Raw genomic sequence first — 26,170 nt, 5'->3', positions numbered from 1 at the left:
TTTTTTATGTTGTTTTATGCAGGAAGCGTTTCATTCTGACTAACGCTTCTTGAAGCTGCTCGATCGAGGTTGCGTATGAACAGCGGATATACCCTTCACCGCTCGGACCAAACACACTTCCCGGAACAACAGCCACTTTTTCCTGCGTCAGAAGCTCTTCGGCAAACTGCTCCGAGCTCATTCCCGTGCTTTTAATGGACGGAAAAGCATAGAAAGCGCCGCCCGGATGATGACAGCTGAGGCCGATTTCATTTAGCGTTTCCACAAATAAATTCCGTCTTCTTCGGTAGCTTTTTTTCATTTTTTCTACGTCTTCCATGCCGTTCTTCAAGCCTTCAAGGGCGGCAAACTGCGCCATTGCCGGCGCGCACATCATCGCATACTGGTGAATTTTAAGCATTGCATCCCGAAGCACAGGTGGTGCTGCGGCGAAACCGAGCCTCCAGCCCGTCATCGCAAACGCTTTTGAAAAGCCTGAGATGACAACCGTCCGTTCCTTCATTCCCGGTAATGCCGCTATGCTTGTAAATTCCTCATCATATGTCAGCTCTGCGTAGATCTCGTCGGCTAAGACGATGACATCATGTTTTTTGGCAAACTCAGCAATCTCACTCAGCTCTTCCCTCGAATAAACCGAACCTGTCGGATTCGAAGGCGAGCAGATGAGAATGGCTTTTGTTTTTTCAGTGACTGCCGCTTCAAAATCCGCAGCCGTTGCTTTAAATCCTTTGTCTGCCGTTGTATGGACATGAACCGGTATGCCGCCTGCCAAAGAAACAAGCGCATCGTACGCCACAAAACACGGCTCAGGAATGATGACTTCCTCACCTGGATTCACAATGGCGCGGATCGCAATATCCAAAGCCTGACTTGCCCCTACTGTCACAATCAGCTCATTGTCTGGCGAGTAGCTAAGGTCAAACCGGCTGCTCAAATAACGGCTGATTTCTTCTCGCAATGAGTATAAGCCGGCATTTGCAGTGTATGACGTATATCCTTGTTCAAGGGAAAGAATGCTGGCTTCGCGGACATTCCATGCGGTAACAAAATCAGGTTCGCCGACGCCTAAAGAAATGACGCCTTCCATCGTTGCCGCCAAATCAAAGAATTTGCGGATGCCGGATGGCTTTATTTGTTGTACATAGTCAGATAAATACGAAGTCATTTACGGTGACACCACGATTCTTTTGTCGTCGTCTCCTGTTTCAAACACTTTGCCGTCATGCTTGTATTTTTTCAGGATAAAATGGGTTGTCGTAGATACAACTGAATCAAGCGTGGATAGTTTATCTGAAACAAACCGCGCTACGTCAGACATCGAATTGCCGCGAATCACGACAGACAAATCGTACACACCTGACATCAGGTAAACTGATTCAACCTCTTGGAACCGGTAAATCCGTTCCGCCACTTCATCAAAACCGACTCCCCGCTTCGGCGTTACTTTGACGTCAATCATGGCTGTGACGCCTTCATGTCCGTCGACTTTTCGCCAGTCAATCATAGCGGAATAATCGATGATAACCTTTTCTTTTTCCAGCTTGTCAATAATTGTTTGTACTTCATTTACAGGGATACCCGCCATCTTTGCGATTGTTTCTAAATCGGCGCGGCTGTTTTCGTCTAAAATTTCTAATATTTCTGTTTCTTTTTCTGTCAATTTCATTCGATTCACACCTTTGCAATGTCAAGAAATCTCATGACATTATATCACGTTTTTTGACGAATGCTAAGAAAAAAACGAGGAGAAACTTCCGCTAGAATTGACAATTTCAGGGCACAATACAGACATCACATGAAAGGGAGTGACATAGAATGGGGGCGGTTTCATCAACAAGGCGGCTTACAGTCGATGGCGTAAATGTATATTACGAACATTATCAAAACCCGGGCAGGCAAACGCTGGTTTGCATACACGGTTTTTTATCGTCTGCTTTCAGCTTCAGAAAAGTCATCCCTCTCCTTCGGGACAGGTACGACATCATCGCGCTTGATTTGCCTCCTTTCGGCCAATCTGAAAAATCAAGAACTTTTATCTATACCTATCAAAACCTCGCTAATCTGGTCATTGGGATTTTGGAACACTTGCAAGTCAAGCAGGCTGCGCTTGTCGGCCATTCTATGGGCGGACAGATTTCGCTGGCTGCTGCTCTCCAAAAGCCGGAGCTTTTTTCAAAGGTTGTGCTGCTTTGCAGTTCAGGGTATTTAAAACGTTCGCACCCATCGATCATTTTCGGGACCCACCTCCCGTATTTTCATCTTTATATTAAGCGCTGGCTCTCGAAAGAAGGCGTAATGAAAAATTTGCTAAATGTTGTGCATGACAAATCACTGATCGATGAAGAAATGATTGACGGCTATGGCAGGCCGTTTCAAGACAAGCAGATTTTCAAAGCCATGACAAGGTTTATCCGCCATAGAGAAGGAGATTTAGAACCCGAGCAATTAAAGAAAATGAACAAGCCTGCTTTATTGATTTGGGGCGAGGAGGACCGAATCGTCCCTATGGAGATTGGTAAACGGCTGCACGGAGATTTGCCCGATTCCGTGCTGTACTCACTCGGTCAGACTGGACATCTGGTGCCTGAGGAACGGCCTGAATTCGTTTCCGAACACATTGCAGAGTTTATCAAATAACAAAAAACCGGTGCCGAGCCGGTTTTTTAAGGCGTACAGGAGCTGCTGTCTTTAATGAATAAAAGCTGGCCAGCCACTTCCCGGCAGCTGTCAATCGGCAGCATTTGCTCAAAAGAAGCTTCAAATATATGCTGAATGCTTTTTGCCAGCACGTCGGGATCGTCTTCATCATAGACGGCCTGCACGACATCAACAGCCTCCGTTTCGTAAAACTCTTCTCCATATTTAAACGGGTCCCATTTGGCAATGATCTTGATCATTTCCCTGACCGCTTGACTTTCTTCCATATTCATCACCGCTTATAATAAAATTTGCAGTTCAATTTTATCATAGTTACGTTAAGAAGAATAAACATACATGAGGGGGTAACAGAATGAACTTTGATAAACGAGAAGAACGCCTTGGCACCCAATCAGTCAAATGGGACAAAACAGGAGAATTATTCGGCGTGACAGATGCACTCCCGATGTGGGTGGCGGATATGGATTTTCGCGCGCCGGAAGCGATAACTGAAGCATTAAAAGAGCGCCTCGACCACGGGATTTTCGGTTATACGGCTCCAGATCAAAAAACGAAGGATGCGGTGTGCGGATGGATGCAAAACAGGCACGGCTGGAAGGTGAACCCAGAAAGCATCACATTCAGCCCGGGCGTTGTCACAGCTTTGGGCATGGCGGTACAAGCTTTCACAGAGCCTGAAGACCAAGTGGTTGTCCAGCCTCCTGTTTATACGCCTTTTTACCATATGATTGAGAAAAACGGCCGGCGCATATTACATAATCCGCTACAAAAAAAAGACGGCACGTATGCAATGGATTTTGAAGATTTGGAGACGAAGCTTAGTGATCCAAGCGTCAAATTGTTTATTTTATGCAATCCTCATAACCCTTCAGGCCGTTCATGGGGACGGGAGGATTTACTGAAGATCGGCGAATTGTGTCTTGAGCATGGGGTTACAGTTGTATCGGATGAAATCCATTCCGACTTCATGCTGTACGGAAACAAACACACACCGTTCGCTTCTCTCTCTGACGATTTCGCTGAGATATCTGTGACATGCGCTGCACCAAGCAAAACATTCAATATCGCCGGATTGCAGGCGTCAGCAATCATTATTCCGGATCGTTTAAAGCGCGCCAAGTTTTCCGCCAGCCTTCAGCGCAACGGTTTAGGCGGACTGAACGCGTTTGCCGTCACTGCGATCGAAGCCGCTTACTCCAAAGGCGGGCCTTGGCTCGATGAGTTGATCTCTTATCTTGAGAAAAACATGAACGAAGTTGAAGCCTTTTTGAGTACCGAGCTGCCGAAAGTCAAAATGATAAAGCCGGACGCCTCTTACCTGATCTGGCTCGACTTCAGCGCTTACGGCTTGTCCGACGCGGAGCTTCAGCAAAGGATGCTAAAAAAAGGAAAAGTTATTTTAGAGCCCGGGACGAAATACGGGCCTGGCGGAGAAGGATTTATGCGCCTGAACGCGGGATGCTCTCTCGCAACCTTGCAGGACGGCCTGCGCCGCATTAAAGCAGCCTTAGCGTAAAATATCGCCTGTTAAACGCCTTTACGTCATTCGTAAAGGCGTTCTTTATAAAGGAATTTTATATTTTACTTCTAATATTTAGTGTTATAATAGATTCATATTTTATACGAAAGGATTTCACACGAATGGAAATTCTAAAAGACTATCTCCTGCATATCTGCTTTATTTTGTTTCCTATTCTTCTCTACCAAGTGTTTTGGCTTGGAAAGCCGGCGATCCTTGTGCCCAAAATAAACAGCGGGTTGGTCACGTTATTCGCTTGCGGCGCCTCCGTTTTATGCATTATATTCCCTATTCATGAAATGGACTACATACAATACGGCCTTCAGATGATTCCCGTTATCATTTGTTTATTTTACATTAGCACCGCTTCCGGGCTTACAGTCGCCGCATCTGTCTTATGTTTTGAACTGCTGTTTTACGAACCTTCCGCAATGTTTGTTTTTACTTTGCTGCCTTTTCTTATTATCATCCCAATCTTATTTCAGAAAAAATGGCCATTCATGTCCAAAGCGAAAAAATTGCTGCTGTCTTTATTGATCGGCTGCTTGGAGATCTTCTTATTTTTTGCCTCCAGCTGGACTTTTTCCGCCTTGAATATTTTAAATTTTCAAAAATCAGGAATTTTACTTTATGAGGCAGCTGTCTCAGGGCTGTTCCGCTCCATCGTTCTTCTTTTAAGCATCTATATTATAGAAAGCATCGCCGAAAATATCGCCCTGCGTTCACAGCTTATCCATTCAGAAAAAATGACGATTGTGAGTGAACTGGCAGCGAGCGTCGCTCATGAAGTCAGGAATCCGCTGACAGTTGTCCGCGGGTTTGTCCAGCTGCTTTTTAATGACGAAACTCTTCAAAATAAGTCGAGTGCGGATTACAAAAAGCTTGTACTGTCAGAGCTTGATCGGGCGCAAGATATTATTACAAACTATCTCGATATGGCCAAACAGCAATTGTACGAAAAAGAGGTTTTTGATTTATCAGCTCTTATCAAAGAGACAAGCTCCCTTATGGTGTCGTATGCCAATTTCAAGTCTGTAACTGTCGAGGCTGAAGCAGAGCCGGGCCTTTTTATATACGGAGATGCAACAAAGCTGAAGCAGGCTGTCATCAACCTCATGAAAAACAGCATTGAAGCCGTCCCCCATGGGAATGGGTTGATCCACATATCAGCCAAAAGAAACGGCCAAACGATTGTGATTAACATCTCAGATAATGGAGTCGGCATGACAGACAATCAAATGCAAAAACTCGGCGAACCTTATTACTCATTAAAAACGAACGGAACAGGACTCGGGCTTACCGTGACCTTTTCAATTATTGAACATCATCACGGAACCATTTCTTTTAACAGCAGCTTCCAAAGAGGCACCACGGTGACAATTAAGCTTCCCGCTGATCTTCCTCACTAGCAAATCGATTGGAACTTTTATAGAATAAATGCGAGGTGATGAAAGATGAGCACGTTTGAGACTGGCTCTATCGTTAAAGGATTTTACAAAACAGGTGTATACATAGGAGAAATTACTGCTTGCAGGCCACAGCATTATTTAGTGAAAATCAAAGCGGTTCTCACCCATCCCACTCAAGGAGACCTCCATCATCCAAAACAGGCGGACGTGCCCTTTTTTCATGAGAGAAAAGCGCTCGCATACGGCGAACAGACCAATATCCCCCACCATATGGTGAAGCCTTATGATGATGAAGTACCGGATTATTCCGAGTCTCTGCGGGAGGCGGCAGCACAGCTGAGATCCAAATTGAATGAGGATGGTTCGGAGTGGGCAAAGCGCTCCCTGAATAATCTTGACGTTTTAGAAAAAGAATATTTTAACCGGCCATAGCCCAGTCTGACAAAAGATTGGGTTTTTTATGTTGCGCGCTTGAACAGTTCGGATAAATCGATTCTTTCGCCGATTGTCGGAGGTTTTGGCTTTTCGAGATACTGCTTATCCTGCTCAACAAGCTTAAAAAGCTTATAAGCAGTGAGGGCGTCATCAAGCGCTTTATGATGGGTGCCGGTTCCGGTATCTCCATACTCTTCGGCAGCTTTCCATAAACCGGTGAGTGTCCGGTCTCCAAAAAAGTTTTTGTATTCAAGCGATAAATCTCTCATTTCTCCTTTAAATGGGAAAGGAATATGGTTAAACATACAGTTTTGCTTCAGGACTTTCATGTCCATGTTTCCCCACGTAATAATCGTGCTGTTTTTCTCAGGATCAAGCTCATTTAGTTTACGGATAAAATCTTCGAACCTCATCCCCTCGTCTACCTGCTTTTGCGTTATTTTTAAAAATGATTTGCAGCGTTTCGTCAGCTTCGGGAATTTTTTCGGTCTAACATAGCTAGAAAACGTCTCAACTACTTCATCATCAACCGACTTTACAATTCCGGCTTCAATGATTTCCGGGAAAAAGTTTTGCGGGCTGTACTTTCCCTCAGGCATCGTAAATTCGAAATCAATAATGAGTAAGCTGTTTGTCGTCACTTTTTTACACCTGCCTTTCCTCCGATCAGAAAATGCTATCTTTATAGTATATCTATTTCCCTTCTCGACCTTTCTTCATTTTCTAAAAATAATGAATTTTCCCAGCCGCTTTGTTTCTTTTAAATTGTGAACCGTTTCTTTATAATTAGTAAGGAACCCGAAATAATAAGAAGGTGATGTTATTTCTATCCGCAAGAAAAACTTTGTCATTGTGTGGCTGGCCAACTTTTTTGTCTCTGCCAGCACAACGATGATCGTTCCTTTTCTCTCCTTATACATTGAGACGCTCAGCACTTTTTCAAACGGCTTTGTGCAAAGGTGGAGCGGCTATGTGTTCGGCATTACATTTCTCATGGCGTTTTTGGTATCCCCGTTTTGGGGGCGGTTCGGAGACAAACGCGGATACAAGAAAATTCTTATGGCAACCGGAACGGGCATTGCCCTCAGCATTTTATTAATGGGCTTTGTTACATCGGTGTACCAATTGTTTTTTCTGCGTATGGCAATGGGGCTTGTAACCGGATTCATCCCGACATCTCTTGCGATGATTTCGGCACAGACTCCGAAGAGCTCAGCCGGTAAAACACTCGGTACGCTGCAAATGGGGCAAGTGTCCGGAAGCTTGTTCGGCCCGCTTTTGGGAGGCTTGCTTGCTGATCGTTTCGGCTTTACGTATACCTTTTTTATCACATCCTTTGTGATTTTCTTATCTGTTCTTCTCGTATTATTCGGTGTCAAAGAAAAGCCTCTTGCAGAGAAGACAGCCAAACGTACGTCTTACACGAGAAAAGAAGTGCTCTCCTATATTTTTCACCAGCCGGCGCTTTGGGTCATGATGCTGTTAACCATGCTGATTCAAACAGGCAATTTCAGTATCCAGCCGCTGCTCGCTTTATATGTAAATGAGCTGCACGGACCTGTCAATCTGGCCTTTTTCTCCGGCATGGCATTTTCAGCAACGGGACTCGGAAGTTTGCTGCTGGCTAGAAAATGGGGTGATCTGGGCGACCGCTATGGCCACCGACGCATTTTAATCGGTCTTTTACTTGCCGCCTCTTTCTTTTTTATTCCGCAGGCGCTCGCGTCCTCACTCAACGTGCTCCTTGTTTTCAGATTTTTATTTGGAATGGCGATGGGCGGTTTGCTGCCATGCATCACGGCAGCGATCCGCGTTCAGGCTCCCGTCAGCATTCAAGGAGAAGTTCTCGGCTACAATGTCAGCTTTCGCTTTTTAGGAAACGTGCTCGGGCCTCTTCTGGGCGGAATCATATCGAGCCATTTTACAATTTCAGCCGCCTTTTATGTCACAGCGTTTCTCTTTTTCGCCGGCGCCTGCATGCTTTGGGTCATGCAGAAATTCCGGAAAGATTCTTATGCCAAAGCAAGCTGATTATCAGAAAAAACTAAGGAATCTTCTAAATTTAACCTTCTCGTAAACTCAAAAGAATGGTACGATATGGCTAGAATTTAGGAGAAAAGAGAGTGACCATGTTACGAAAAATAATCGGATGGATTTTGCTCCTTTGCATAATCCCATTGTTTGCATTTACAGTTATCGCTTCCGGAAAAGAAGTCAAACAAATGAAGTCCCTGGATCAGGTGCTTGATAAAAATATTAATCTGAAAGATATCAGCCTGGTTCAGAACAGCTACATGTATGACAGGGACGGCTCCTTGGTCTCGGAAATTGTCAGCGATCATGAAAACCGCGTACTCGTTCCATTTGACAAGATTCCCGAGGAAGTCAAACAGATTTTCTTAACGTCTGAAGACCGGCATTTTTACGAACATAAAGGCTTTGACTTTATGGGAATGGTGCGGGCAACCGCTTCTAACGTAAAAGACAAGAAAATTGATCAGGGCGCAAGCACCATCACACAGCAGCTTTCAAGAAACTTGTATTTAAGCCATGAACGCTCCTTCAGCCGTAAGCTGACTGAGCTCGCGTATTCTTATCAGCTAGAGAAAAAGTATACGAAAGATGAAATTCTTGAAGCTTACTTAAATACCATTTACTTTAACAATGGCGTTTACGGCGTCGGTTCAGCGGCTGAATTCTATTTCAGCAAACCGCTGAAATCTCTCACAGTGGGAGAAATGGCTTTTATCTGTGCTATACCTAATAACCCTACATTATATGATCCTCTCAAGCATTTTGACTACACGAAAAACCGTCAAGAACGTTTGCTTAAAGGGTTAAAAGATGCCGGGGTCATTACAGATAAAGAGCTGAAAAAAGCCGTCAAACAAAAAATCAAGCTGGATGTTGAAAAGAGAGAAGACAAATATCCGGACTACGTTTCCTATGTCAATGATGAATTCACTCAACTGGTGTCTGAATCAGAAGGCTATGATAAACGTCTTCAAAAAGCGTCAGGGAAACAAAAAGAAAAAATCGAAAACGAGCTGTCCGCAAGAGTCAGCACTCTGATGAAAGACGGCGTGAAAATTTATACTGCACTTAATCCGTACATGCAAAATCAGGTTGTGGCACAAATGAATGCCAAGCTCCCGTATGCGGACGTACAGGGCGGAGCGGCTGTGATTAATCACCAGACGCATCAAATCATCGCTCTATCCGGCGGGAAAAACTATCAAAAATATGACTTTAACCGCGCCTACCAGGCATACAGACAGCCGGGTTCATCCATTAAGCCGCTTCTTGATTACGGTCCTTATATTGAACAGACCGGCGCGACAGCAAGCAGCACCATTGATGCCAGCAAGTTTTGCAGCAGAGATTACTGTCCGCAAAACTACAATAACCGTACGTACGGGACAGTGTCGCTCGACACGGCATTTAAAAATTCATATAATACACCAGCCATCAGAATGCTGGACCGTGTGGGCATCCAAAAAGCATTCAGTTATATTGAGCCGTATCATTTTGCCAAACTTGTCGACAGCGACTATCTTCTCCCGGCCGCGCTTGGCGGATTTACAAACGGCATGACGCCTCTTGAGATGACAAAGGCGTATACGACATTCGGCAACAGCGGAAGCTATACGCCGAGCCATGCGATTACAAAGGTGACAGACCTTAAAGGAAAAACGCTTTATAAATGGAATGATAAATCGACTCAAATATTCAGTGTCCGCACAAACATGCAGCTGAAAAAACTAATGTCATCCGTTATGAAAAGCGGGACAGGGAAAAAAGGATATTTTAAAGCGCCTTACATCGGCGGTAAAACAGGAACATCAAATGATTATCACGATATGTGGTTTGTCGGCCTGACAGATACGTACACAATGGGTGTCTGGGTCGGAAAAGATACACCGAGCAGCGTTGAATATCTTCACAGCATCAGCCCTCAGCTTTCCATCTTTAAAGGAACGCTGCAAGCGGCTTATTAAAGGATCGGAGGGGATCTGGCGTGGCATCAGAACAAATTCCAAATCGCGTTTTGCTGTTTGACGGCGTGTGCAATTTATGCAATGGCGCCGTGCAGTTTATCATTAAACGTGATCCAGACGGACTGATTTCTTTTACATCGCTGCAGTCGGAAACAGGACAGAGCCTGCTGAAAAAAAGCGGGCTCCCGACTGATCAGTTTGACAGCTTTGTCTTTATTGAAGACGGCCAAGTGTACACAAAGTCAACTGCAGCCATTAAGGTTTTCAGGCATCTGCGGGGCCTATGGCGCCTCTTCGTCCTGTTTTTCGCAGTGCCGAAGCCTTTCAGAGATATGGTCTATTCTTTCATTGCAAGGAACCGTTATAAGTGGTTTGGCAAAAAAAATGAATGTATGCTCCCCTCCCCTTCTATCAAAAAAAGATTTTTACCGTAAACGAAAAAATGGCTAGCTTACACAGGTAAGCTAGCCATTATGCTATTATAAAGCTTGATAAATATGAACAGAATACCGATAACAAAGGTAAACCAAAACAGCAGTTCCAATAGAATGAATCCGACTAATGACATGAGGGAAAGCGTCGAATAAATCCGGTATACAATAAACACAAAGTAAGCGAGCGTAACGACCGCAAACCAGATTACAATCCAGATGACATTTTGCAAGAGCACAAAGGATAAAATCCCGCCGCCTAAATAAATCATGGAACCCATTCTGATTTTTTTCAGATTGTTCCCTTCCGGATCATTAGCAAAAAACAGCAATGATAGCTCAGTCACGGTATTCGCAATTAATTTCAGAGCGGACAGAACCATAAAATATAAAAGTGCAAAGGCAGCAAATAACGCAAGCCTGATCCCTTTCTCTGAAAAATAATCGAGCATTCCATCATACATTCCAAATGAGGACAGCATCTTCAACGCATAAAGTGAAGTTGAAATGGATAACGACGAACTAAAAAGCAGGATCGCAATCAGCGGAAAGTATCCTGTCAAATAAGTATTTTTCATATAAAAAAGTCCCTTTCTATAATCTACCTCATTTATTATGGAGGACTTAAAACACATTGACAAGATAAATTATTCCATTTTTTCTCCTTTTTACGAATTACGATCCCAAATCTTCACAAAGCAACATTTTGAGAGTAAAGTAGTACGCAGGAATCATAAAACGTAAGGAAGTTTTAAATGAAAAAAACATTGAAACTGCAAACCAGACTCACCATATTTGTTTGTATCGTTGTGTTAATCGCACTGCTCATTACATTTTTTACAGTAGGTGCCCAAACCACCACACGGATTAGAGATCAGGAAAAAGCCACTGCGCTGCAAACTGCTGAAATGGTAGCCGAGGCGCCAATCACAGCTTCTGCTTTAGAAAGCGGAAAAAACCAGAAAGAGCTGTTAAGCTACACAAAGCGGGTTCAGAAAATCACCGGCACGGAATTTGTTGTCGTGATGGATATGGACGGCATTCGCAAAACCCATCCCGACCCGAACAAAATTGGAAAAAAATTCAGGGGCGGTGATGAATCGGAAGTATTAAAGGGTCATGTCCACATCAGCACTGCCTCTGGCACGCTCGGAAAATCGCAAAGAGCATTCGTCCCTGTCTACGCAGAGAATGGAAAACAGGTTGGTGCAGTTGCGGTGGGCATCACCGTAAATGAAATTGATGAAGTGATCAGCCACAGCTTACGGCCGCTCTACTTTATTATCTGCGTCAGCATTTTCGTCGGTGTCATCGGGGCTGTTATCGTCGCCCGTACGGTGAAGAATATCATGTACGGACTTGAACCTTATGAAATTGCGACTCTTCTTGAAGAACGGAGCGCGATGCTGGAATCGACGAAGGAAGGAATACTTGCTGTCGATGAACACGGCAAAATCAAACTTGCCAACGCGGAAGCAAAGCGTCTATTCGTGAAAATGGGCATCAACACAAATCCCGTTGATCAGGATGTAAATGACATCTTGCCGAAAAGCCGCCTGAAAAAGGTCATTGAGACAAAAAAACCGCTTCAAGACAGAGACGTCCGCATTAACGGGTTAGAGCTTGTGTTTAATGAAGTTCCCATCCAGCTGAAAGGACAAACCGTCGGAGCGATTGCGACATTCCGGGACAAAACCGAGGTAAAACATTTAGCTGAACAGCTTTCCGGTGTTAAAATGTATGCAAACGCATTGAGAGCGCAGTCTCATGAATTTATGAACAAACTGCATGTGATATTAGGCCTCGTCCAGCTGAAAGAGTATGACGATCTTGGAGATTATATTAAAGATATTGCCATTCAGCAAAAGTCAGAAACAAGCGAAATTATAAATGATGTCAAAAGCTCCGTACTGGCCGGTTTTCTGCTCGGAAAACAGAGCTTCATACGGGAGCAGGGCGCAAATCTTGATATAGAATGCAAAGGTGTCATCCCGAACGCGGCAGACCCTTCAGTCATCCATGAACTCATTACAATCATTGGAAATCTCATCAACAATGCATTGGACGCCGTTGCCAATATGCCGAAAAAACAAATTACCATGTCCATGCGTTTTCATAACAGCATACTGGACATTGAAATTACCGATACAGGAGCAGGCATGTCTGAAGAAGATCAAGCCAAAGTATTTGAACAAGGCTATTCAACAAAGGGCAAGAACCGGGGATTCGGCCTTTATTTTACACAGCAAAGCATCGAAAATTTAAAGGGCCAAATGATCCTCACAAGCGAAGAGAATGAAGGAACGACATTCAGTCTTCGCGTCCCGTACGAACCGAAGGAGGAAAATCATGATTAATGTACTAATAGTTGAAGACGACCCCATGGTCGGTGAATTAAATAAACGATACTTAAGCCAAATAGAAGGCTTTCAGCTGAAAGGCATCGCCTCTTCCTTTCAAAGCGCTCTGCATATTTTAGGAGAGCATCACATCGACCTTATTTTGCTCGATATTTATATGCCGGGTAAAAACGGGCTGGAACTGCTAACCGAACTGAGAGCCCAAAATGAAGCGGTTGACGTGATTGTCATCTCGGCGGCCAGCGAGCTTGACGTTATCAAGAAAACACTTCGTTACGGTGCTGTCGATTATTTAATCAAACCGTTTGAATTTGAACGTTTCCAAACTGCCCTGTCTGATTACAGACGAAAACAAAAGGTATATTCAACCCATCGCAACATGAGCCAGAAAGAACTGGACGCCGAGCTTTTTCAAAAGAAAGAAGCAACAGAAAAAGTACAGCTTCCTAAAGGTCTGACAAAAAGCACGCTGAAGCTGATTTGGTCCAGTATCCAGTCATTTGAAAATGAATCTTTTACGACAGAAGACTTGGCAAAGCACACAGAAATCTCTCAAGTATCCATACGAAAATACCTAAAGTTTCTTGAAGATATACAGGTTCTGAATGTAGAAATGGCGTACGGTACAATCGGAAGACCTGTGTTTCAGTACAACGTCAACACAGGAAACCTGAACGGTATTAAGCAATATCTATAAAAAAACGCACTGTTCACTGCGGGACTGCCCCCATAAGATGGGACAAACAAAAAACACCTTCAAGTTTGAAAACGGATAGTTGTGATCCGAAATAAGACTTGGAAGTGTTTTTCTTTAACGGGGGTCAGTCCCTCGGCTCACCGCTCCCTCTTTTTAAAGAAATACATACCAAATGTGTATATGCTGATGGCGCTTTATTAACGATTCTCTTTTTATCGGGCGTGCAGATGTGCCAAAAGCCAATGGCGTGCCTTATATATTAAAGGAAAAAGATAAAACATTCTCCCTGGGAAGACGCTTCTCAGGGATTTTTTTCTAATCCAAACGTCCCCCTTAATTTAATTGTTTATCAGTTTTTTAACTTAAAAAAATATGAAGTGTTAACGCTTTCTTGTAGACTGTAACAAACAATACATGGGGGTGTATGACATGGGAGCAATTCCAAAAACGGGGACAATATCACCTGAGCAAAAAGACCCACAGGAGAAAAACCTGTTTCAAAAAATCTGGACCTGGGAAATCGGTGTGATTCCTCTGCCATTATACACAGTGTTAGCTGTTATTATTATTCTTGCAGCCTATTACAATGAGCTGCCCGCAAATATGCTTGGCGGGTTCGCCATCATCATGATTCTAGGTGTGTTTCTTGGAGACATCGGCCAGCGCATTCCGATATTGAAGGATATTGGCGGTCCTGCTATTTTATCTTTGTTTGTTCCTTCATTTTTAGTCTTTTACAATGTGCTGAATTCAACATCTTTAGACGCTGTAACCAACTTGATGAAAACGTCTAACTTCCTTTATTTCTATATCGCTTGTCTTGTTGTAGGAAGTATTCTTGGAATGAACAGAACTGTTTTAATACAAGGGTTTATCAGAATGTTTGTTCCACTGGTTGCCGGAACGATCGCGGCAGTTGCGGCCGGCATACTCGTCGGATTTATTTTTGGCTACAGTGCCTACGATTCCTTTTTCTTTGTCGTTGTACCGATTATTGCCGGGGGAATAGGCGAGGGAATTTTGCCGCTCTCAATTGCCTATTCACAAATACTCGGTTCATCCGCTGATGTATATGTGTCTCAGCTGGTCCCAGCCGCTATTATCGGAAACGTTTTTGCTATCATCTGTGCTGCCTTAATGAAAAAGCTTGGCGATAAGCGTCCAGATCTAAATGGAAATGGCCGCCTCGTCAAATCTAAAAAAGCAAATGAGATTTTCAATCAAAAAGAAGCCGAAGCAAAAATTGATTTTAAACTGATGGGAGCCGGCGTTCTGCTCGCGTGTACATTCTTTATTTTCGGCGGGTTATTGGAGAAATTCATCTTCATCCCGGGCGCAATCTTAATGATTATTTCAGCGGCGGCTGTCAAATATGCGAATATTCTTCCGAAAAAAATGGAGGATGGCGCTTACCAGCTTTATAAGTTTATTTCTTCAAGCTTTACATGGCCGCTGATGGTTGGTCTCGGCATCCTCTTTATTCCGTTGGATGACGTGGCATCTGTGATTTCTATTCCGTTTGTCATCATTTGTATTTCGGTCGTTATCGCCATGATTGCTTCTGGATATTTTGTGGGCAAGCTGATGAACATGTACCCGGTTGAATCTGCAATCGTTACCTGCTGCCACAGCGGTCTCGGCGGAACTGGTGATGTTGCGATTTTATCAGCGTCAGGAAGAATGGGCCTTATGCCGTTCGCCCAAATTTCCACCCGCCTCGGCGGTGCAGGTACAGTTATTTGCGCGACAGTTCTGCTTCGCTTTTTCACTTCATAATCAGAAAAAGAGTTCCGTTATATGCGGAACTCTTTTTTATCTGTTCACAATCCGGATATACTCTCGGGGGCCAAACGGCAGATCCCTTGATTCCATTTCACTCATTCTGGCTGACAGGTGGTGCTCCAATAAATACAGCTCCCACTCCTCATAAGCCTCCGCACCGCTGCGCCCGTCATATTGATTTAAAATGAATGCCACAGCAAATACAGAGCAGAATAAACCTGAGCACATCAATACCTTTCTTTTCACATGACCAGCTCCTTACATTCAGCTTGATCAGGAATGATTTTAAATATACAAATGACATTATTTTTGTTAGACTTATTTTAAGGTCACAAGAACTCATAAAAGCTCATTGCGCAGTTCGAAGCATGGCAGCTTGCAGAAAAGTGCGATATAATTTGGACTAGGTCGTTTGACCGTATATTTGGTACATAGCGCATTTTTCAATTGAAAAAGAGAAAAAGGAGGTCTAACTTTGCAGCTCTTACATTTTGCTATTTTATCGCCTTTCTTATTTGCTTTTATCATTCCCATTTTGGCAAAATACGCAAAAAGAGTGCATACGGGCTGGTTTGTGTTGATCCTGCCCGTCTTGCTGTTTATATACTTTCTCCCAATGATCAGGATGACACAATCTGGAGAAACACTGAGGTCGGTATTTGAGTGGATTCCTTCACTTGGCATTAACTTTACCGTTTATATAGACGGTCTGGGATTATTATTCGCCTTACTGATCACAGGCATCGGCTCTTTGGTCACTCTTTACAGCATTTTTTATTTATCGAAAGAAAAAGAACAGCTTGGGCCCTTTTATGTCTACTTATTGATGTTCATGGGCGCCATGCTCGGTGTCGTTCTTGTAGACAATGTCATGGTTCTCTACATGTTTTGGGAGCTTACCAGCCTTTCGTCCTTTTTGCTGATCGGCTATTGGTATAAGCGTGAAAAGTCGCGCTACGGCGCCGCCAAATCACTATTGATTACGGTCAGTGGCGGGCTGTGCATGCTCGGCGGATTTATTCTCCTTTATCTGATAACGGATTCCTTCAGTATTAGAGAGATGATTCTTCAGGTTCAATTAATTGCCGGCCACGATTTGTTTATCCCGGCTATGATTCTCATTTTATTAGGGGCATTTACGAAATCCGCGCAATTCCCTTTTTATATCTGGCTGCCTGATGCGATGGAAGCTCCGACACCAGTCAGCGCTTATCTCCATTCAGCTACTATGGTCAAAGCCGGTATTTATGTGATTGCGAGATTCAGTCCTATTTTCGCCTTTTCAGCTCAGTGGTTTTGGATCGTTTCCCTCGTCGGGCTCTTTACGATGGTTTGGGGTTCATTCCATGCCGTGAAACAAACTGATTTAAAATCGATTTTGGCATTTTCAACCGTCAGCCAGCTCGGAATGATCATCTCCATGCTCGGAGTCAGTGCTGCGGCCCTTCATTACGGCCATACAGAATATTATACAGTTGCCGCCATGGCTGCCATTTTCCATTTAATCAATCACGCTACCTTTAAAGGAAGCTTGTTTATGGCAGTCGGGATTATCGATCACGAAACAGGCACACGGGATGTCCGGAAGCTCGGCGGCCTGATGGCGATTATGCCGATTACATTTACGATTTCCTTAATCGGAACATTTTCAATGGCCGGCCTTCCGCCGTTTAACGGGTTTTTGAGTAAAGAAATGTTTTTCACAAGCATGCTTCGCGTGACACATTTCGATCTGTTCAACGTACAGACATGGGGCATTCTATTCCCTGTTCTCGCCTGGATCGGAAGCGTATTTACGTTTATCTACAGCATGAAATTGCTGTTTAAAACATTCAGAGGAAGTTACCAGCCTGAACAGCTTAAAAAACAGGCTCACGAAGCGCCGGTTGGCATGCTCGTATCACCTGTCATTCTTGTCGCTTTGGCTGTCAGTCTCTTCTTTTTCCCGAATATATTGTCGTACAGCTTGATCGAGCCTGCGATGAACTCGATCTATCCGACACTGCTGGACAGCCATGAGAAATTCCATGTTCACATTTCACAGTGGCACGGGTTGAATACAGAAGTGCTGATGACTGCAGGCATTATTGTTATCGGCACCATCGGATATTTGTCGCTGAATAAGTGGAAGGGAATCTATAAGCTGTTTCCTTCGAAGCTCACACTCAATCGGTTATACGACAAGCTTGTGACGCTGATGGAGAAAGGGTCTTACCGAATTACAAAACAATATATGACAGGGTTTTTAAGGGATTATTTGCTGTATATCTTCGCTGGTTTCATTATTCTGATGGGCGGAGCTTTTGTTATCAAAGGCGGATTTTCCTTTACAACGGAAGGCATGGCTAAAATCGGCGTATACGAAATCATTTTAACGCTTGTCATGATCAGCGCCACAGCGGCAACTGTTTTTGCCGGATCAAGACTGACGGCGATTATCTCACTCGGTGTCGTCGGTTATGCGCTCGCATTGTTTTTTGTGATTTTCAGAGCGCCCGATTTAGCTTTGACTCAGCTGGTCATTGAGACGATTTCCGTCGCCCTGTTTCTGCTTTGCTTCTATCATTTGCCGAAACTGCGGCTGAAAAAGAAAACGAGAACGTTTCGAATGACAAACTTTATCATTGCTTTAGGCGTCGGCATTATCGTCACCCTGCTTGGTATCGCATCATCAAGCCAGCGGACAAAAGACAGCATTTCATCCTTTTTCTTAAAACACAGCCACGATCTTGGCGGAGGGGATAATGTCGTCAATGTCATCCTCGTTGACTTCAGGGGCTTTGATACAATGTTTGAAATTACGGTATTAACGATTGCCGCTCTCGGCATTTACAGCATGATTAAAACAAAAGTAAAAGAGGAGGGGAAAAGCGGTGAATGAACAAAAAACAAATGACTTGATTCTTCAAACCGTGACAAAGCTTGTATCCTTTATCATTTTGCTTTTCTCTTTCTATTTATTTTTATCGGGGCATAACGCCCCTGGAGGAGGATTTGTCGGCGGACTGATCACGTCCTCTTCCATCGTTCTATTGCTCTTGGCATATGATTTAAAAACCGTGCGTTCCATTTTGCCGGTTAATTTCATTTATATCGCGGGAGCCGGCCTTCTGCTCGCTGTATTAACCGGGGTTGGCTCCTTTGTCTTCGGGGCTCCTTTTTTAACCCACACATTCGGATACTTTCAGCTGCCGATCCTTGGGAAAACGGAGCTCGCCACGGCGACGATATTTGATTTAGGCGTTTATCTTGTTGTCGTAGGCGTTACGATGACCATTATTCAGACGATTGGAGAGGAAGAATAATGGAAATCTTAATGGCTGTTTTAGCCGGTATTATTTTTATGGCTGCTACGTATTTGCTGCTGTCTAAAAGCCTGCTTCGCGTCATTATCGGAACAGCACTGTTAAGCCATGGCGTTCATTTAATGCTTTTGACTATGGGAGGATTAAAGAAAGGTGCCGCTCCGATTTTGAGCGAGCATGCCAAATCATTTGTCGATCCGCTTCCGCAAGCCCTGATTTTGACCGCAATTGTCATTTCATTTGGCGTTACATCATTCATCCTCGTCATGGCCTTTCGCGCTTATCAGGAATTGAAATCGGACGATATGGATCAAATGAGGGGAAATGATCAACATGAATAATTTTGTTATTTTGCCAATCCTGATCCCGCTTCTGTCGGCCATTCTGCTGATTTTCATGACGAAGAATCTTATGCTCATGCGGATCTTCAGCACTGCGGCATCGGCAATCGGGATTGTGATCAGTGGCATACTCGTACAGACTGTCTTTACAAATGGTATCCAGACACTGAGTTTGGGCGGCTGGAAAGCGCCGTACGGCATTGTGCTGGTCGCAGACCAATTCGCCAGCCTGCTCGTTCTCACAACATCGATAATTGGTTTATTGGTTGTGCTATATTCCTTCCGTTCCGTCGGTGAAAAACGGGAGCGTTCCTTTTATTACTCTGGCGTTCAGTTTTTGCTTGCCGGTGTCAGCGGAGCGTTTTTAACAGGCGATTTATTTAATATGTACGTATTCTTTGAGCTCCTGCTCATTGCTTCCTATATGCTGATTGTATTAGGCGGCACAAAAATTCAGCTGCGGGAGTCCCTTAAATATATTGTGTTTAATATCGTATCGTCTGCCTTGTTTGTCATTGGCGTCGGCTTTTTATACGCTGTAACCGGTACATTAAACATGGCCGATCTTAGTGTGAAAATCAGCGAATCAGGACAAACCGGGCTGATCACTGTGATTGGTGTCCTGCTGCTTTTGGTATTTGGCATGAAGGGCGGAATCTTCCCCCTCTACTTTTGGCTTCCAGGCTCTTATTACGCGCCTCCGGCGGCAATCTCCGCGTTGTTCGGCGCATTGCTCACAAAAGTCGGTTTATACGCGATCACTAGGGTCTTCACATTGATTTTTATTCACGATACAGCCTTTACCCATCAGCTGATGATTTGGCTTGCGGCTCTGACTGTGATTTTCGGTGTTATCGGTTCACTCGCTTATTCGAATGTCATGAAAATTGTGATCTACAACATTATTACTGCTGTCGGCGTGATTTTGTTCGGTGTGGCAGTTCATACCCCCGCATCAATCCAAGGCGCGATTTATTATCTGATTCACGATATGCTGATTAAAGGTGCTTTATTTATGCTGGCAGGGACGCTGATCGCATTGACAGGAACAGCGAGCCTGCAAAAAATGGGCGGGCTGATCAAACGCTACCCTGTTCTGGGATGGATGTTTTTCATTTCAGCTGTTTCTCTTGCAGGCATCCCGCCTCTCAGCGGATTTGTCGGCAAATTGAAAATTGCGGAGGGCGGCTTCGCAGAAGGTGAATTTACGATTTCCATGCTGATTCTGCTTTCGAGTCTGCTCGTACTTTACTCTGTGCTGAGGATCTTTATACAGGCGTTTTGGGGCGAAGAAAAAGAAACACCAAAACCAAATCATAGAACCGCTAAAGGACTTCTTTATCCGGCAGCAATTTTTCTCTTACTGTCGCTTCTCTTCGGATTGGGTACAGAATGGGTGTCGCCTTACGTTGATCAAGCGGCCGAGACGTTGCTGAATCCGGAAAAATATATTGAAGCTGTTTTGAAGGAGTAGATCGCATGGCATTTCAAATTTTATTAAATGTGTTTCTCGCTTTTTGCTGGATGTTCTTGAGCAATAGTCCAAGCGCCGCAGGATTCTTCACAGGATATATTCTGGGAATGCTCTCTCTCTTTTTCTTCCGGCGCTTTTTTACTCGCCGGTTTTATCTATGGAAAATGTTTTCTATCATCAAACTCTTTTTGATTTTTTTAAGGGAACTGTACCTTGCCAATGTCAGTGTGCTTAAATCAGTCCTATCGCCGAAACTGAATATCAGACCGGGCATTTTCGCTTTTAAAACTGAGCTTACGACGGATTGGGAAATCACCCTGCTGTCACTGCTCATTACGTTAACGCCGGGAACCTTGGTGATGGATATTTCAGATGACAGGACGATTCTTTATATTCACGCGATGGATATTGAGGATGCGGAAAAAGCCATTTTTGATATTCGGGAGTCATTTGAAAAAGCCATACAGGAGGTGAGCCGCTGATGTTTACGCTGATTCTGCAACTCGCGCTCGGCATTATGGCAGTGTCTACCTTTTTGTATGTCATTCGTGTTATTAAAGGGCCGACTGTGCCTGACCGAGTCATAGCTCTGGATGCAATCGGCATCAACTTGATCGCGATCACGGCGCTTGTCTCCATTTTGCTGAAAACAAGTGCGTTTCTGGATATTATTTTGCTGCTGGGGATTTTATCATTTATCGGAACGATCGCATTTTCCAAGTTCCTGGAGAAAGGAGAGATTATCGAAAATGATCGAAATCGCTAAGGTCGTTGTGGCTGTATTCATTTTGCTTGGCGCACTTGTGTGCCTCGTTGCTTCATTAGGAGTAATTCGCCTTCCTGATATGTTTACACGTTCTCATGCTGCATCTAAAGGCTCAACGTTGGGCGTCAATATGATTCTGCTTGGTGTTTTCTTCTATTTGTGGTTTGTAACGGGGAACATTTCCGCTAAAATTCTGCTCGGGATTCTCTTTATCTTTATTACGTCGCCTGTCGGGGGACACTTGATCTGCCGTGCTGCGTATAACTCCGGCGTCAAGCTTGATAAGAGAAGTGTACAGGATGACTATAACGGGATCAGAAACTTTGTGATTAAACGAAAAGAGGATTCTTACTTATAAAAATAAGCAGCCGGACAGGCAGAGTTCCGGCTGTTTTTTTATTTCTTGATGACAGCCAGCGTGCATCTGGAGATACAGATCAGCCTCTCTTGCTCGTCATAAATATGAATTTGATAGACAATAGTCGTTCTGCCTATATGAACGGGTTCGGCTACTGCCTTTACCGTTCCTTCCTTTACGGATTTTAAATGGTTGGCGTTAATCTCCAAACCGACACAAGCTTGTGTCGTGTGATCAATCAGGTTCTGCGCCCCTGCGCTCGCCGCGGTTTCTGCCAGAGCCACTGAAGCGCCTCCATGCAAATATCCGAACGGCTGCACTGTCCGATGATCCACCGGCATGACCGCAACACATCGTTCCGCTGTGTTTTCAACAATCTCAATTCCAAGCGCTTCAAGCAATGTGTGTTTCGTATCCATCATATCCCCCCTTACTTACAGTACACCATCTGATTTCGCAATCAAAACCGCTTCCGTCCGGGAACCGACATTCAGCTTATTGAAAATTGATGTCAGGCTGTATTCAATGGACCGCTTGCTTAAATGAAGTGCATCTGCGATTTCTTGGTTTGTAAAACCCTTTTCAACTTCTTGAAGAATCAGGCATTCTCTAGGTGTGAGCACGTCTTGTTCTTTTTGAGAGGAAGGAGCCGGCTTTGTTTTTTGCTGAGTCATCAGCTGTTTAAAGTAAGCAAAATCGACTAAAATTTCTCCGTTGAGTACGTGGTATATGTATTGGGTGATCTTTTCTTTAGATTCCGTTTTGCTGATGGCACCGTGCAGTCCCGCACGAATCGCTTCCTCAAAATAATCCTCAACCTCATAACCGGTATACACGATAATTTTACAATGAGGATTCTCTTGTAATATCTGTTTAGAAAGCTCCATCCCATTGACCTCGCCGCCTAAATTCAGATCCATTAAAATGAGATCATATGACGAGAAATCATGCTGCTTGATAAACTGTTCGCTCGGTTCAGGACTGAGACAATCAACAGACAGGTTCGAATCCGTTTCCAAAATTGTCTTGGTGCCTTCCATGACAGCCGGATGGTCATCAATCACTAGTATCTTTTTCATGTTTTCCTCCCTTTTACTCACTCATTTCCATTTTATAAAAAAGACTTGGCTTGTGCCAAGTCGTTTCCGTTATAAAACCATTACAATTCGATTTCAATATCAGCCTTAAAGCCCTTTCCTTCACTTGTTTCAATCCGAAGGCGCCCATCTAAAGCCCTGACTCTCTCCTTAATGCCAGAAAGCCCCATACTCATGGAATGTTCATTATTTTTTTCTTGATCAAACCCTACGCCATCGTCCTCATAATGAAGAACGATTTTATTTTGAATACTGATGAGCATAATCAGCACATCCGATGCCTGAGAGTGCTTGACCGCATTAGACAGAAACTCTTGAATGATTCGGTACAAATTCAACTGCGAATCCAGATCAAGCGAAGCCGTAAATCTGCCGGTATTTAAACGGATGTGAAACGGAACCCGCTCCTGCTGCTGCGCCACCAGCTTAGACAGCGCCTTCACCAGCCCAAGATCATACAGAAGCTGCGGCCGCAATTCATGACACGTCTCCCTCGTCATCGAAATCACATCAGACATCTGCTCATTCATCTGTACAAGCTTGTCCTGTACCTCTTCCTGGCACGGATTATCATCCTTCTTAAAATCAGCCAAAAACAGCTCACACTGTCGTTTTAATGAAATTAAATCCTGAAGAACGGAATCGTGGAGATCGCGGGCGAGAACGGAATCGTGGAGATCGCGGGCGAGATCGGAACGTTGTTTTTCTTCGATCGTGTACATGAGTTTTTTGAGCCATACTGGGTTGGATTCTTGTTGTTTTATTTCTTCTAAATGACTCATCAGTTCTTCGATTTTCATGACATTTTCGATCGATACATTTGTATAAAAAGCCAAAGTTTTCAGCCAAGAAAGTTCTTCGAGTGTGAGACGGGGCGTATTCATTTTAGATAAACAAAGGATCACAAATGATTTACCACCGCGTTCACCTATCTTCATGACAAAGCCTTTATTAAATTCAACGATTTTCCCTATTTCGGATGTGACTTTTCTAAATTCTTTTTGATAGACTTTTTCAAATGAATTTACGGCCTCATTATCATATAGTTTAATACTTCCGTCAGCTGACACTTCATATACATATGCTCGGCTAACAAGAGAGACCTCAAGTATAGTATTTTTCAGTTCTTCAAATACTTGAGACAGGGAAGTTGAGTCTCTAATCAGCTGCGTAAATTTATATATACTGTCTTGATAATTAAATTTTTCCGAGACCCTTTTTAATCTAAATTTGAAATCAAGTACTTCTTTATAATAAAAAACAGCCACCATAATAATATATATCAGAACCGCAAGCCTAATATAATAAAAATCTCCCTCTGGCCTTCTCAATAACTCAAATGTAACAATTAAAATAATTGTTGGTGTCAATGCTAAAAAACCATAATACTTTAATCTACTTAAAATAAAATCAACATTATAAATTTTATTTGTCATAAATTGATAAACCAAAGAAAAAGGTATAAGCAACATAAAGGAAGCAGTTAAAAAAGAAGAAACATACTGTATGTTTAAGAACACATACGGAATCAAATATAAACACAAAAATGGCAAAAAAGAGATAATATTAATGATGGTAAGTGCTTTTAACACATGCGCTTGTTCAGTATCTTTATTTTTGTATAAAATAACGCCAAAGTATACTACTACTATTATAAATATAAGCAAAAAGGTAAGTAGGTTTAATTTCGGTACATAGTCTTTAAAAAACAGATTTTCACGCAATAATTCGAAAGCTACATTAAATATAGAAATAAAATATAAAACAAAAACTTTCTTACTGAATAATATAGTGCCTAGTTCTTTAAAATATTGATGTAAAAAAAGAAGGTAGTTAAGCAGCACAGTTGTTAAAGTAAAAACCATAATACATCTGCTTAACAAATCACCCTTAGCAGATCCTCCTGCACTTAAGTATGCTAAAGATGCAGATAAAAGAAAAATGACTAATATTAAAGCAGATAGCAATTTTTTTGACTCATTTATCTTTAGTATGAAAAAACAGCAAAATAGACACACTATATAAAAAATTAACGGTATGAGAAAAGTTGAAAAATTGCTATCATTCATTACATCAAACTTAACTTCTAAATCTTTTCCATCTCGCTCAACAACTATTGAACTGGCATGATTGATCTTCTTTTTAACATTGAATGAACTGTTTACTTCATGATTATCTATGCTTTTTACGATATCGCCTTTTTCTATGCCAGAATCATAAGCAACAGAAAATTCTTCAATATTTGTGATTACGACTTCGTTAGCCTTATTTTTTTCAAGAGTAGCTCCAACTAGAAGTTTGTTAGAGCTAATATACGTCAAATAAGCTACATAGACTAAACTAATTATGATCAAGAAAATTGAAATTTTATTGTGCCAAGATTTCATAAAAACCTCAAGAAGGAATCCAATGAACAGTAGAAGCTACTTGTAACCCCTTAAAGGCATCTATTATACTTTTTAATTGTTCTTGATTTACATTCAATATTGAAGCTCTGCCTTCCATTACTTCCTCTAATACCTCTGGGTATTTCACTAGGTATCCAACAATCTCCTGCATAAAAATCCTCCTTTACTTAATAAGCACTGATATCAATTTTTGTTTTTTAGATTCATCTAATTCCAGTTGAATAATTTGTTTTTTAAATTTTTGTAACGATAAGTGTTTCATAACTAGTAAATATTGCATAACGCCTGCCTCTGTCAGCTTTTGCTTAATAAATTTGGGGTTTAACGATAAGAACAGATTAATATTCTTATACCAATGTAAAATTTCTTCAGAAGCTTCGTTAAAACGTTTATTTAGGTATAAGTATGCTAACGTGTTTTTCTTCTGAACAAAATCGTTATTTAAATAAAATAGACCTTGATAATCATTCTCAATTTGTGCAATAATGCCAAGTTCATAAGAATATGAAGCCACGATGGGATGGTATTTGCCTGTTGCTAACATTACTCCCATTACACAGGGCAATGCCGTTAGCGCTCCTGATTTATTTTTGATCATTTCAAGACAGGCTTCTTCAGTTTGCGGCGCATTCACAATATCATCATGCTGGCCTTGAATTGATTGTAACGCAAAATTCAATATCTCTTGTGAAAATTTTGGTTCATGACTAGCTTGACACATCACTTGTATACTTAGGGTGTAAAGAGCTGTAACTGCATTTAAAGCGATTGACGAGTCAATCTTCATCCATACAGCATTTCCATTGTCCTTATCCTCTAAGTCATCATAAATATCGAATGAGAGTATAAGCAATTCAATTCCGGCAGCTAGCCATTCGATTGCTTTTTGGTCCTGACCATTAAAAGCTAAATAATGATGAAGAGCCAATTCGGCAAACTCAAAAGTATCCTTAGACTCAATAAAATTCTGAAGATATCGTTCCAAGTCCTGATTCTTTATTTTTTGGCTTACAATCTCCTTCATTTTCTCCTTGATCCGGAAAGTATCTAAACATATCTGCTCAATAACGACTTCCCCCCCTCTCATTCCATTTTACTAAATGGGACATTTAAAGGACAGCAGGTTTTTCGT

The 26,170-nt window shown here is 42.7% G+C and carries 29 protein-coding genes and 1 pseudogene; 18 read left to right on the top strand and 12 right to left on the bottom strand.

What is annotated here, in order from left to right; all coding sequences use genetic code 11:
* Window positions 1-4: 4 nt before the first annotated feature.
* Together Q5C82_RS12320 and Q5C82_RS12315 are read right to left on the bottom strand one after the other, a co-directional pair.
* Window positions 5-1,165, bottom strand: a complete 1,161-nt coding sequence (locus tag Q5C82_RS12320; RefSeq protein ID WP_003220767.1) for an aminotransferase — start codon at window positions 1,163-1,165, stop codon at window positions 5-7.
* Window positions 1,166-1,666 (bottom strand): Lrp/AsnC family transcriptional regulator, encoded by a 501-nt coding sequence (locus Q5C82_RS12315; protein ID WP_003220765.1) that lies wholly within the window; start codon window positions 1,664-1,666, stop codon window positions 1,166-1,168.
* A 149-nt stretch (window positions 1,667-1,815) separates the two neighbouring features.
* Between Q5C82_RS12315 and Q5C82_RS12310 the strand changes: the two genes are divergently transcribed.
* On the top strand, window positions 1,816-2,637 hold the full coding sequence (locus Q5C82_RS12310; protein WP_003220763.1) for an alpha/beta fold hydrolase: 822 nt from the start codon (window positions 1,816-1,818) through the stop codon (window positions 2,635-2,637).
* Between the two features lie 26 nt (window positions 2,638-2,663).
* Here the strand turns inward: Q5C82_RS12310 and Q5C82_RS12305 are convergent, their stop codons facing one another.
* A complete protein-coding gene (locus Q5C82_RS12305) occupies window positions 2,664-2,924 on the bottom strand; it encodes a YugE family protein (RefSeq protein WP_003220762.1) in 261 nt (86 codons plus the stop codon).
* A gap of 86 nt (window positions 2,925-3,010) precedes the next feature.
* Here Q5C82_RS12305 and patB point away from each other — a divergent pair, with 86 nt between their 5' ends.
* From patB to Q5C82_RS12290, 3 genes are all read left to right on the top strand, one after another.
* Window positions 3,011-4,174, top strand: coding sequence for a cystathionine beta-lyase PatB (gene patB, locus Q5C82_RS12300; protein ID WP_003220760.1), 1,164 nt, complete (start codon window positions 3,011-3,013; stop codon window positions 4,172-4,174).
* Between the two features lie 125 nt (window positions 4,175-4,299).
* Window positions 4,300-5,586 carry a sporulation sensor histidine kinase KinB gene (gene kinB / locus Q5C82_RS12295; RefSeq protein ID WP_003220758.1) on the top strand — a complete coding sequence of 429 codons (1,287 nt, stop codon included), beginning with the start codon at window positions 4,300-4,302 and terminating at the stop codon, window positions 5,584-5,586.
* Between the two features lie 45 nt (window positions 5,587-5,631).
* Complete coding sequence (locus tag Q5C82_RS12290) at window positions 5,632-6,018, top strand: kinase-associated lipoprotein B (protein ID WP_003220756.1); 387 nt, start codon at window positions 5,632-5,634, stop codon at window positions 6,016-6,018.
* A gap of 26 nt (window positions 6,019-6,044) precedes the next feature.
* Here the strand turns inward: Q5C82_RS12290 and kapD are convergent, their stop codons facing one another.
* Together kapD and Q5C82_RS12280 are read right to left on the bottom strand one after the other, a co-directional pair.
* Window positions 6,045-6,662, bottom strand: a complete 618-nt coding sequence (kapD, locus tag Q5C82_RS12285; protein ID WP_003220754.1) for a 3'-5' exonuclease KapD — start codon at window positions 6,660-6,662, stop codon at window positions 6,045-6,047.
* Between the two features lie 75 nt (window positions 6,663-6,737).
* On the bottom strand, window positions 6,738-6,941 hold the full coding sequence (locus tag Q5C82_RS12280; protein WP_003220752.1) for a hypothetical protein: 204 nt from the start codon (window positions 6,939-6,941) through the stop codon (window positions 6,738-6,740).
* Here Q5C82_RS12280 and Q5C82_RS12275 point away from each other — a divergent pair.
* From Q5C82_RS12275 to Q5C82_RS12265, 3 genes are all read left to right on the top strand, one after another.
* Window positions 6,874-8,052 (top strand): multidrug efflux MFS transporter, encoded by a 1,179-nt coding sequence (locus tag Q5C82_RS12275; RefSeq protein ID WP_079996443.1) that lies wholly within the window; start codon window positions 6,874-6,876, stop codon window positions 8,050-8,052. The genes Q5C82_RS12280 and Q5C82_RS12275 overlap by 68 nt on opposite strands.
* 92 nt (window positions 8,053-8,144) lie before the next feature.
* Window positions 8,145-10,019 (top strand): transglycosylase domain-containing protein, encoded by a 1,875-nt coding sequence (locus tag Q5C82_RS12270; protein ID WP_079996445.1) that lies wholly within the window; start codon window positions 8,145-8,147, stop codon window positions 10,017-10,019.
* A gap of 20 nt (window positions 10,020-10,039) precedes the next feature.
* On the top strand, window positions 10,040-10,453 hold the full coding sequence (locus Q5C82_RS12265) for a thiol-disulfide oxidoreductase DCC family protein (protein WP_003220746.1): 414 nt from the start codon (window positions 10,040-10,042) through the stop codon (window positions 10,451-10,453).
* Window positions 10,454-10,470: 17 nt separating this feature from the next.
* On the opposite strand, the gene Q5C82_RS12260 is transcribed toward Q5C82_RS12265, so the two are convergent.
* A complete protein-coding gene (locus Q5C82_RS12260; protein ID WP_003220744.1) occupies window positions 10,471-11,028 on the bottom strand; it encodes a YufK family protein in 558 nt (185 codons plus the stop codon).
* 177 nt (window positions 11,029-11,205) lie between these two features.
* On the opposite strand from Q5C82_RS12260, the gene maeL reads away from it, so the two are divergent.
* The 4 genes and pseudogenes from maeL to maeN all read left to right on the top strand — a co-directional run bounded on the left by maeL (window position 11,206) and on the right by maeN (window position 15,283).
* Window positions 11,206-12,807, top strand: a complete 1,602-nt coding sequence (gene maeL / locus Q5C82_RS12255) for a two-component system sensor histidine kinase MaeL (RefSeq protein ID WP_003220742.1) — start codon at window positions 11,206-11,208, stop codon at window positions 12,805-12,807.
* Window positions 12,800-13,507, top strand: coding sequence for a two-component system response regulator MaeM (gene maeM / locus Q5C82_RS12250; RefSeq protein ID WP_003220739.1), 708 nt, complete (start codon window positions 12,800-12,802; stop codon window positions 13,505-13,507). Before maeL ends, maeM begins: the two co-directional genes overlap by 8 nt.
* Window positions 13,508-13,632: 125 nt before the next feature.
* Window positions 13,633-13,826 (top strand): annotated as a pseudogene (locus Q5C82_RS20510) (hypothetical protein); the annotation flags it as partial.
* A 110-nt stretch (window positions 13,827-13,936) separates the two neighbouring features.
* On the top strand, window positions 13,937-15,283 hold the full coding sequence (gene maeN / locus Q5C82_RS12245; protein ID WP_003220738.1) for a sodium/malate symporter MaeN: 1,347 nt from the start codon (window positions 13,937-13,939) through the stop codon (window positions 15,281-15,283).
* Window positions 15,284-15,319: 36 nt separating this feature from the next.
* Here the strand turns inward: maeN and Q5C82_RS12240 are convergent, their stop codons facing one another.
* Complete coding sequence (locus tag Q5C82_RS12240) at window positions 15,320-15,535, bottom strand: hypothetical protein (protein ID WP_003220736.1); 216 nt, start codon at window positions 15,533-15,535, stop codon at window positions 15,320-15,322.
* Between the two features lie 229 nt (window positions 15,536-15,764).
* On the opposite strand from Q5C82_RS12240, the gene Q5C82_RS12235 reads away from it, so the two are divergent.
* Genes Q5C82_RS12235 through mnhG form a run of 7 tightly spaced genes read left to right on the top strand, consistent with a single transcriptional unit; the run spans window position 15,765 to window position 21,533 of the window.
* Entirely contained in the window at window positions 15,765-18,170 is a 2,406-nt protein-coding gene (locus Q5C82_RS12235) for a Na+/H+ antiporter subunit A (protein ID WP_003220734.1), read from the top strand.
* The gene (locus Q5C82_RS12230; RefSeq protein ID WP_003220732.1) at window positions 18,163-18,594 is read left to right on the top strand and encodes a Na(+)/H(+) antiporter subunit B; all 432 of its coding nucleotides are present in this window, start codon (window positions 18,163-18,165) and stop codon (window positions 18,592-18,594) included. The genes Q5C82_RS12235 and Q5C82_RS12230 overlap by 8 nt, the downstream gene beginning before the upstream one ends.
* Window positions 18,594-18,935, top strand: coding sequence for a Na(+)/H(+) antiporter subunit C (locus Q5C82_RS12225; protein WP_003220730.1), 342 nt, complete (start codon window positions 18,594-18,596; stop codon window positions 18,933-18,935). The genes Q5C82_RS12230 and Q5C82_RS12225 overlap by 1 nt, the downstream gene beginning before the upstream one ends.
* Entirely contained in the window at window positions 18,928-20,409 is a 1,482-nt protein-coding gene (locus Q5C82_RS12220; protein ID WP_003220728.1) for a Na+/H+ antiporter subunit D, read from the top strand. Before Q5C82_RS12225 ends, Q5C82_RS12220 begins: the two co-directional genes overlap by 8 nt.
* A 5-nt stretch (window positions 20,410-20,414) precedes the next feature.
* Window positions 20,415-20,891, top strand: a complete 477-nt coding sequence (locus Q5C82_RS12215; RefSeq protein ID WP_003220727.1) for a Na+/H+ antiporter subunit E — start codon at window positions 20,415-20,417, stop codon at window positions 20,889-20,891.
* On the top strand, window positions 20,891-21,175 hold the full coding sequence (locus Q5C82_RS12210; protein ID WP_003220724.1) for a Na(+)/H(+) antiporter subunit F1: 285 nt from the start codon (window positions 20,891-20,893) through the stop codon (window positions 21,173-21,175). The genes Q5C82_RS12215 and Q5C82_RS12210 overlap by 1 nt, the downstream gene beginning before the upstream one ends.
* Window positions 21,159-21,533 (top strand): monovalent cation/H(+) antiporter subunit G, encoded by a 375-nt coding sequence (gene mnhG, locus Q5C82_RS12205; protein ID WP_003220721.1) that lies wholly within the window; start codon window positions 21,159-21,161, stop codon window positions 21,531-21,533. Before Q5C82_RS12210 ends, mnhG begins: the two co-directional genes overlap by 17 nt.
* Before the next feature lie 38 nt (window positions 21,534-21,571).
* Here the strand turns inward: mnhG and Q5C82_RS12200 are convergent, their stop codons facing one another.
* From Q5C82_RS12200 to Q5C82_RS12180, 5 genes are all read right to left on the bottom strand, one after another.
* Entirely contained in the window at window positions 21,572-21,952 is a 381-nt protein-coding gene (locus Q5C82_RS12200) for a hotdog fold thioesterase (protein WP_003220719.1), read from the bottom strand.
* Between the two features lie 15 nt (window positions 21,953-21,967).
* Window positions 21,968-22,612: a two-component system response regulator ComA gene (gene comA, locus Q5C82_RS12195; RefSeq protein ID WP_003220716.1), complete on the bottom strand. Its 645-nt coding sequence runs from the start codon at window positions 22,610-22,612 to the stop codon at window positions 21,968-21,970.
* Between the two features lie 80 nt (window positions 22,613-22,692).
* Entirely contained in the window at window positions 22,693-25,017 is a 2,325-nt protein-coding gene (locus Q5C82_RS12190) for a histidine kinase (protein ID WP_003220714.1), read from the bottom strand.
* Between the two features lie 7 nt (window positions 25,018-25,024).
* Window positions 25,025-25,189, bottom strand: a complete 165-nt coding sequence (comX, locus tag Q5C82_RS12185) for a competence pheromone ComX (RefSeq protein ID WP_003220712.1) — start codon at window positions 25,187-25,189, stop codon at window positions 25,025-25,027.
* Window positions 25,190-25,201: 12 nt separating this feature from the next.
* The gene (locus Q5C82_RS12180; protein ID WP_003220710.1) at window positions 25,202-26,062 is read right to left on the bottom strand and encodes a polyprenyl synthetase family protein; all 861 of its coding nucleotides are present in this window, start codon (window positions 26,060-26,062) and stop codon (window positions 25,202-25,204) included.
* Window positions 26,063-26,170 lie beyond the last annotated feature (108 nt).

It is taken from the genome of uncultured Bacillus sp., assembly GCF_958411575.1.
In the GTDB taxonomy this organism is placed as follows: Bacteria; Bacillota; Bacilli; order Bacillales; family Bacillaceae; genus Bacillus; species Bacillus spizizenii.
The sequence above is the reverse complement of the archived record's forward strand: the minus strand, read 5'-3'. Positions and strand labels throughout refer to the sequence as shown.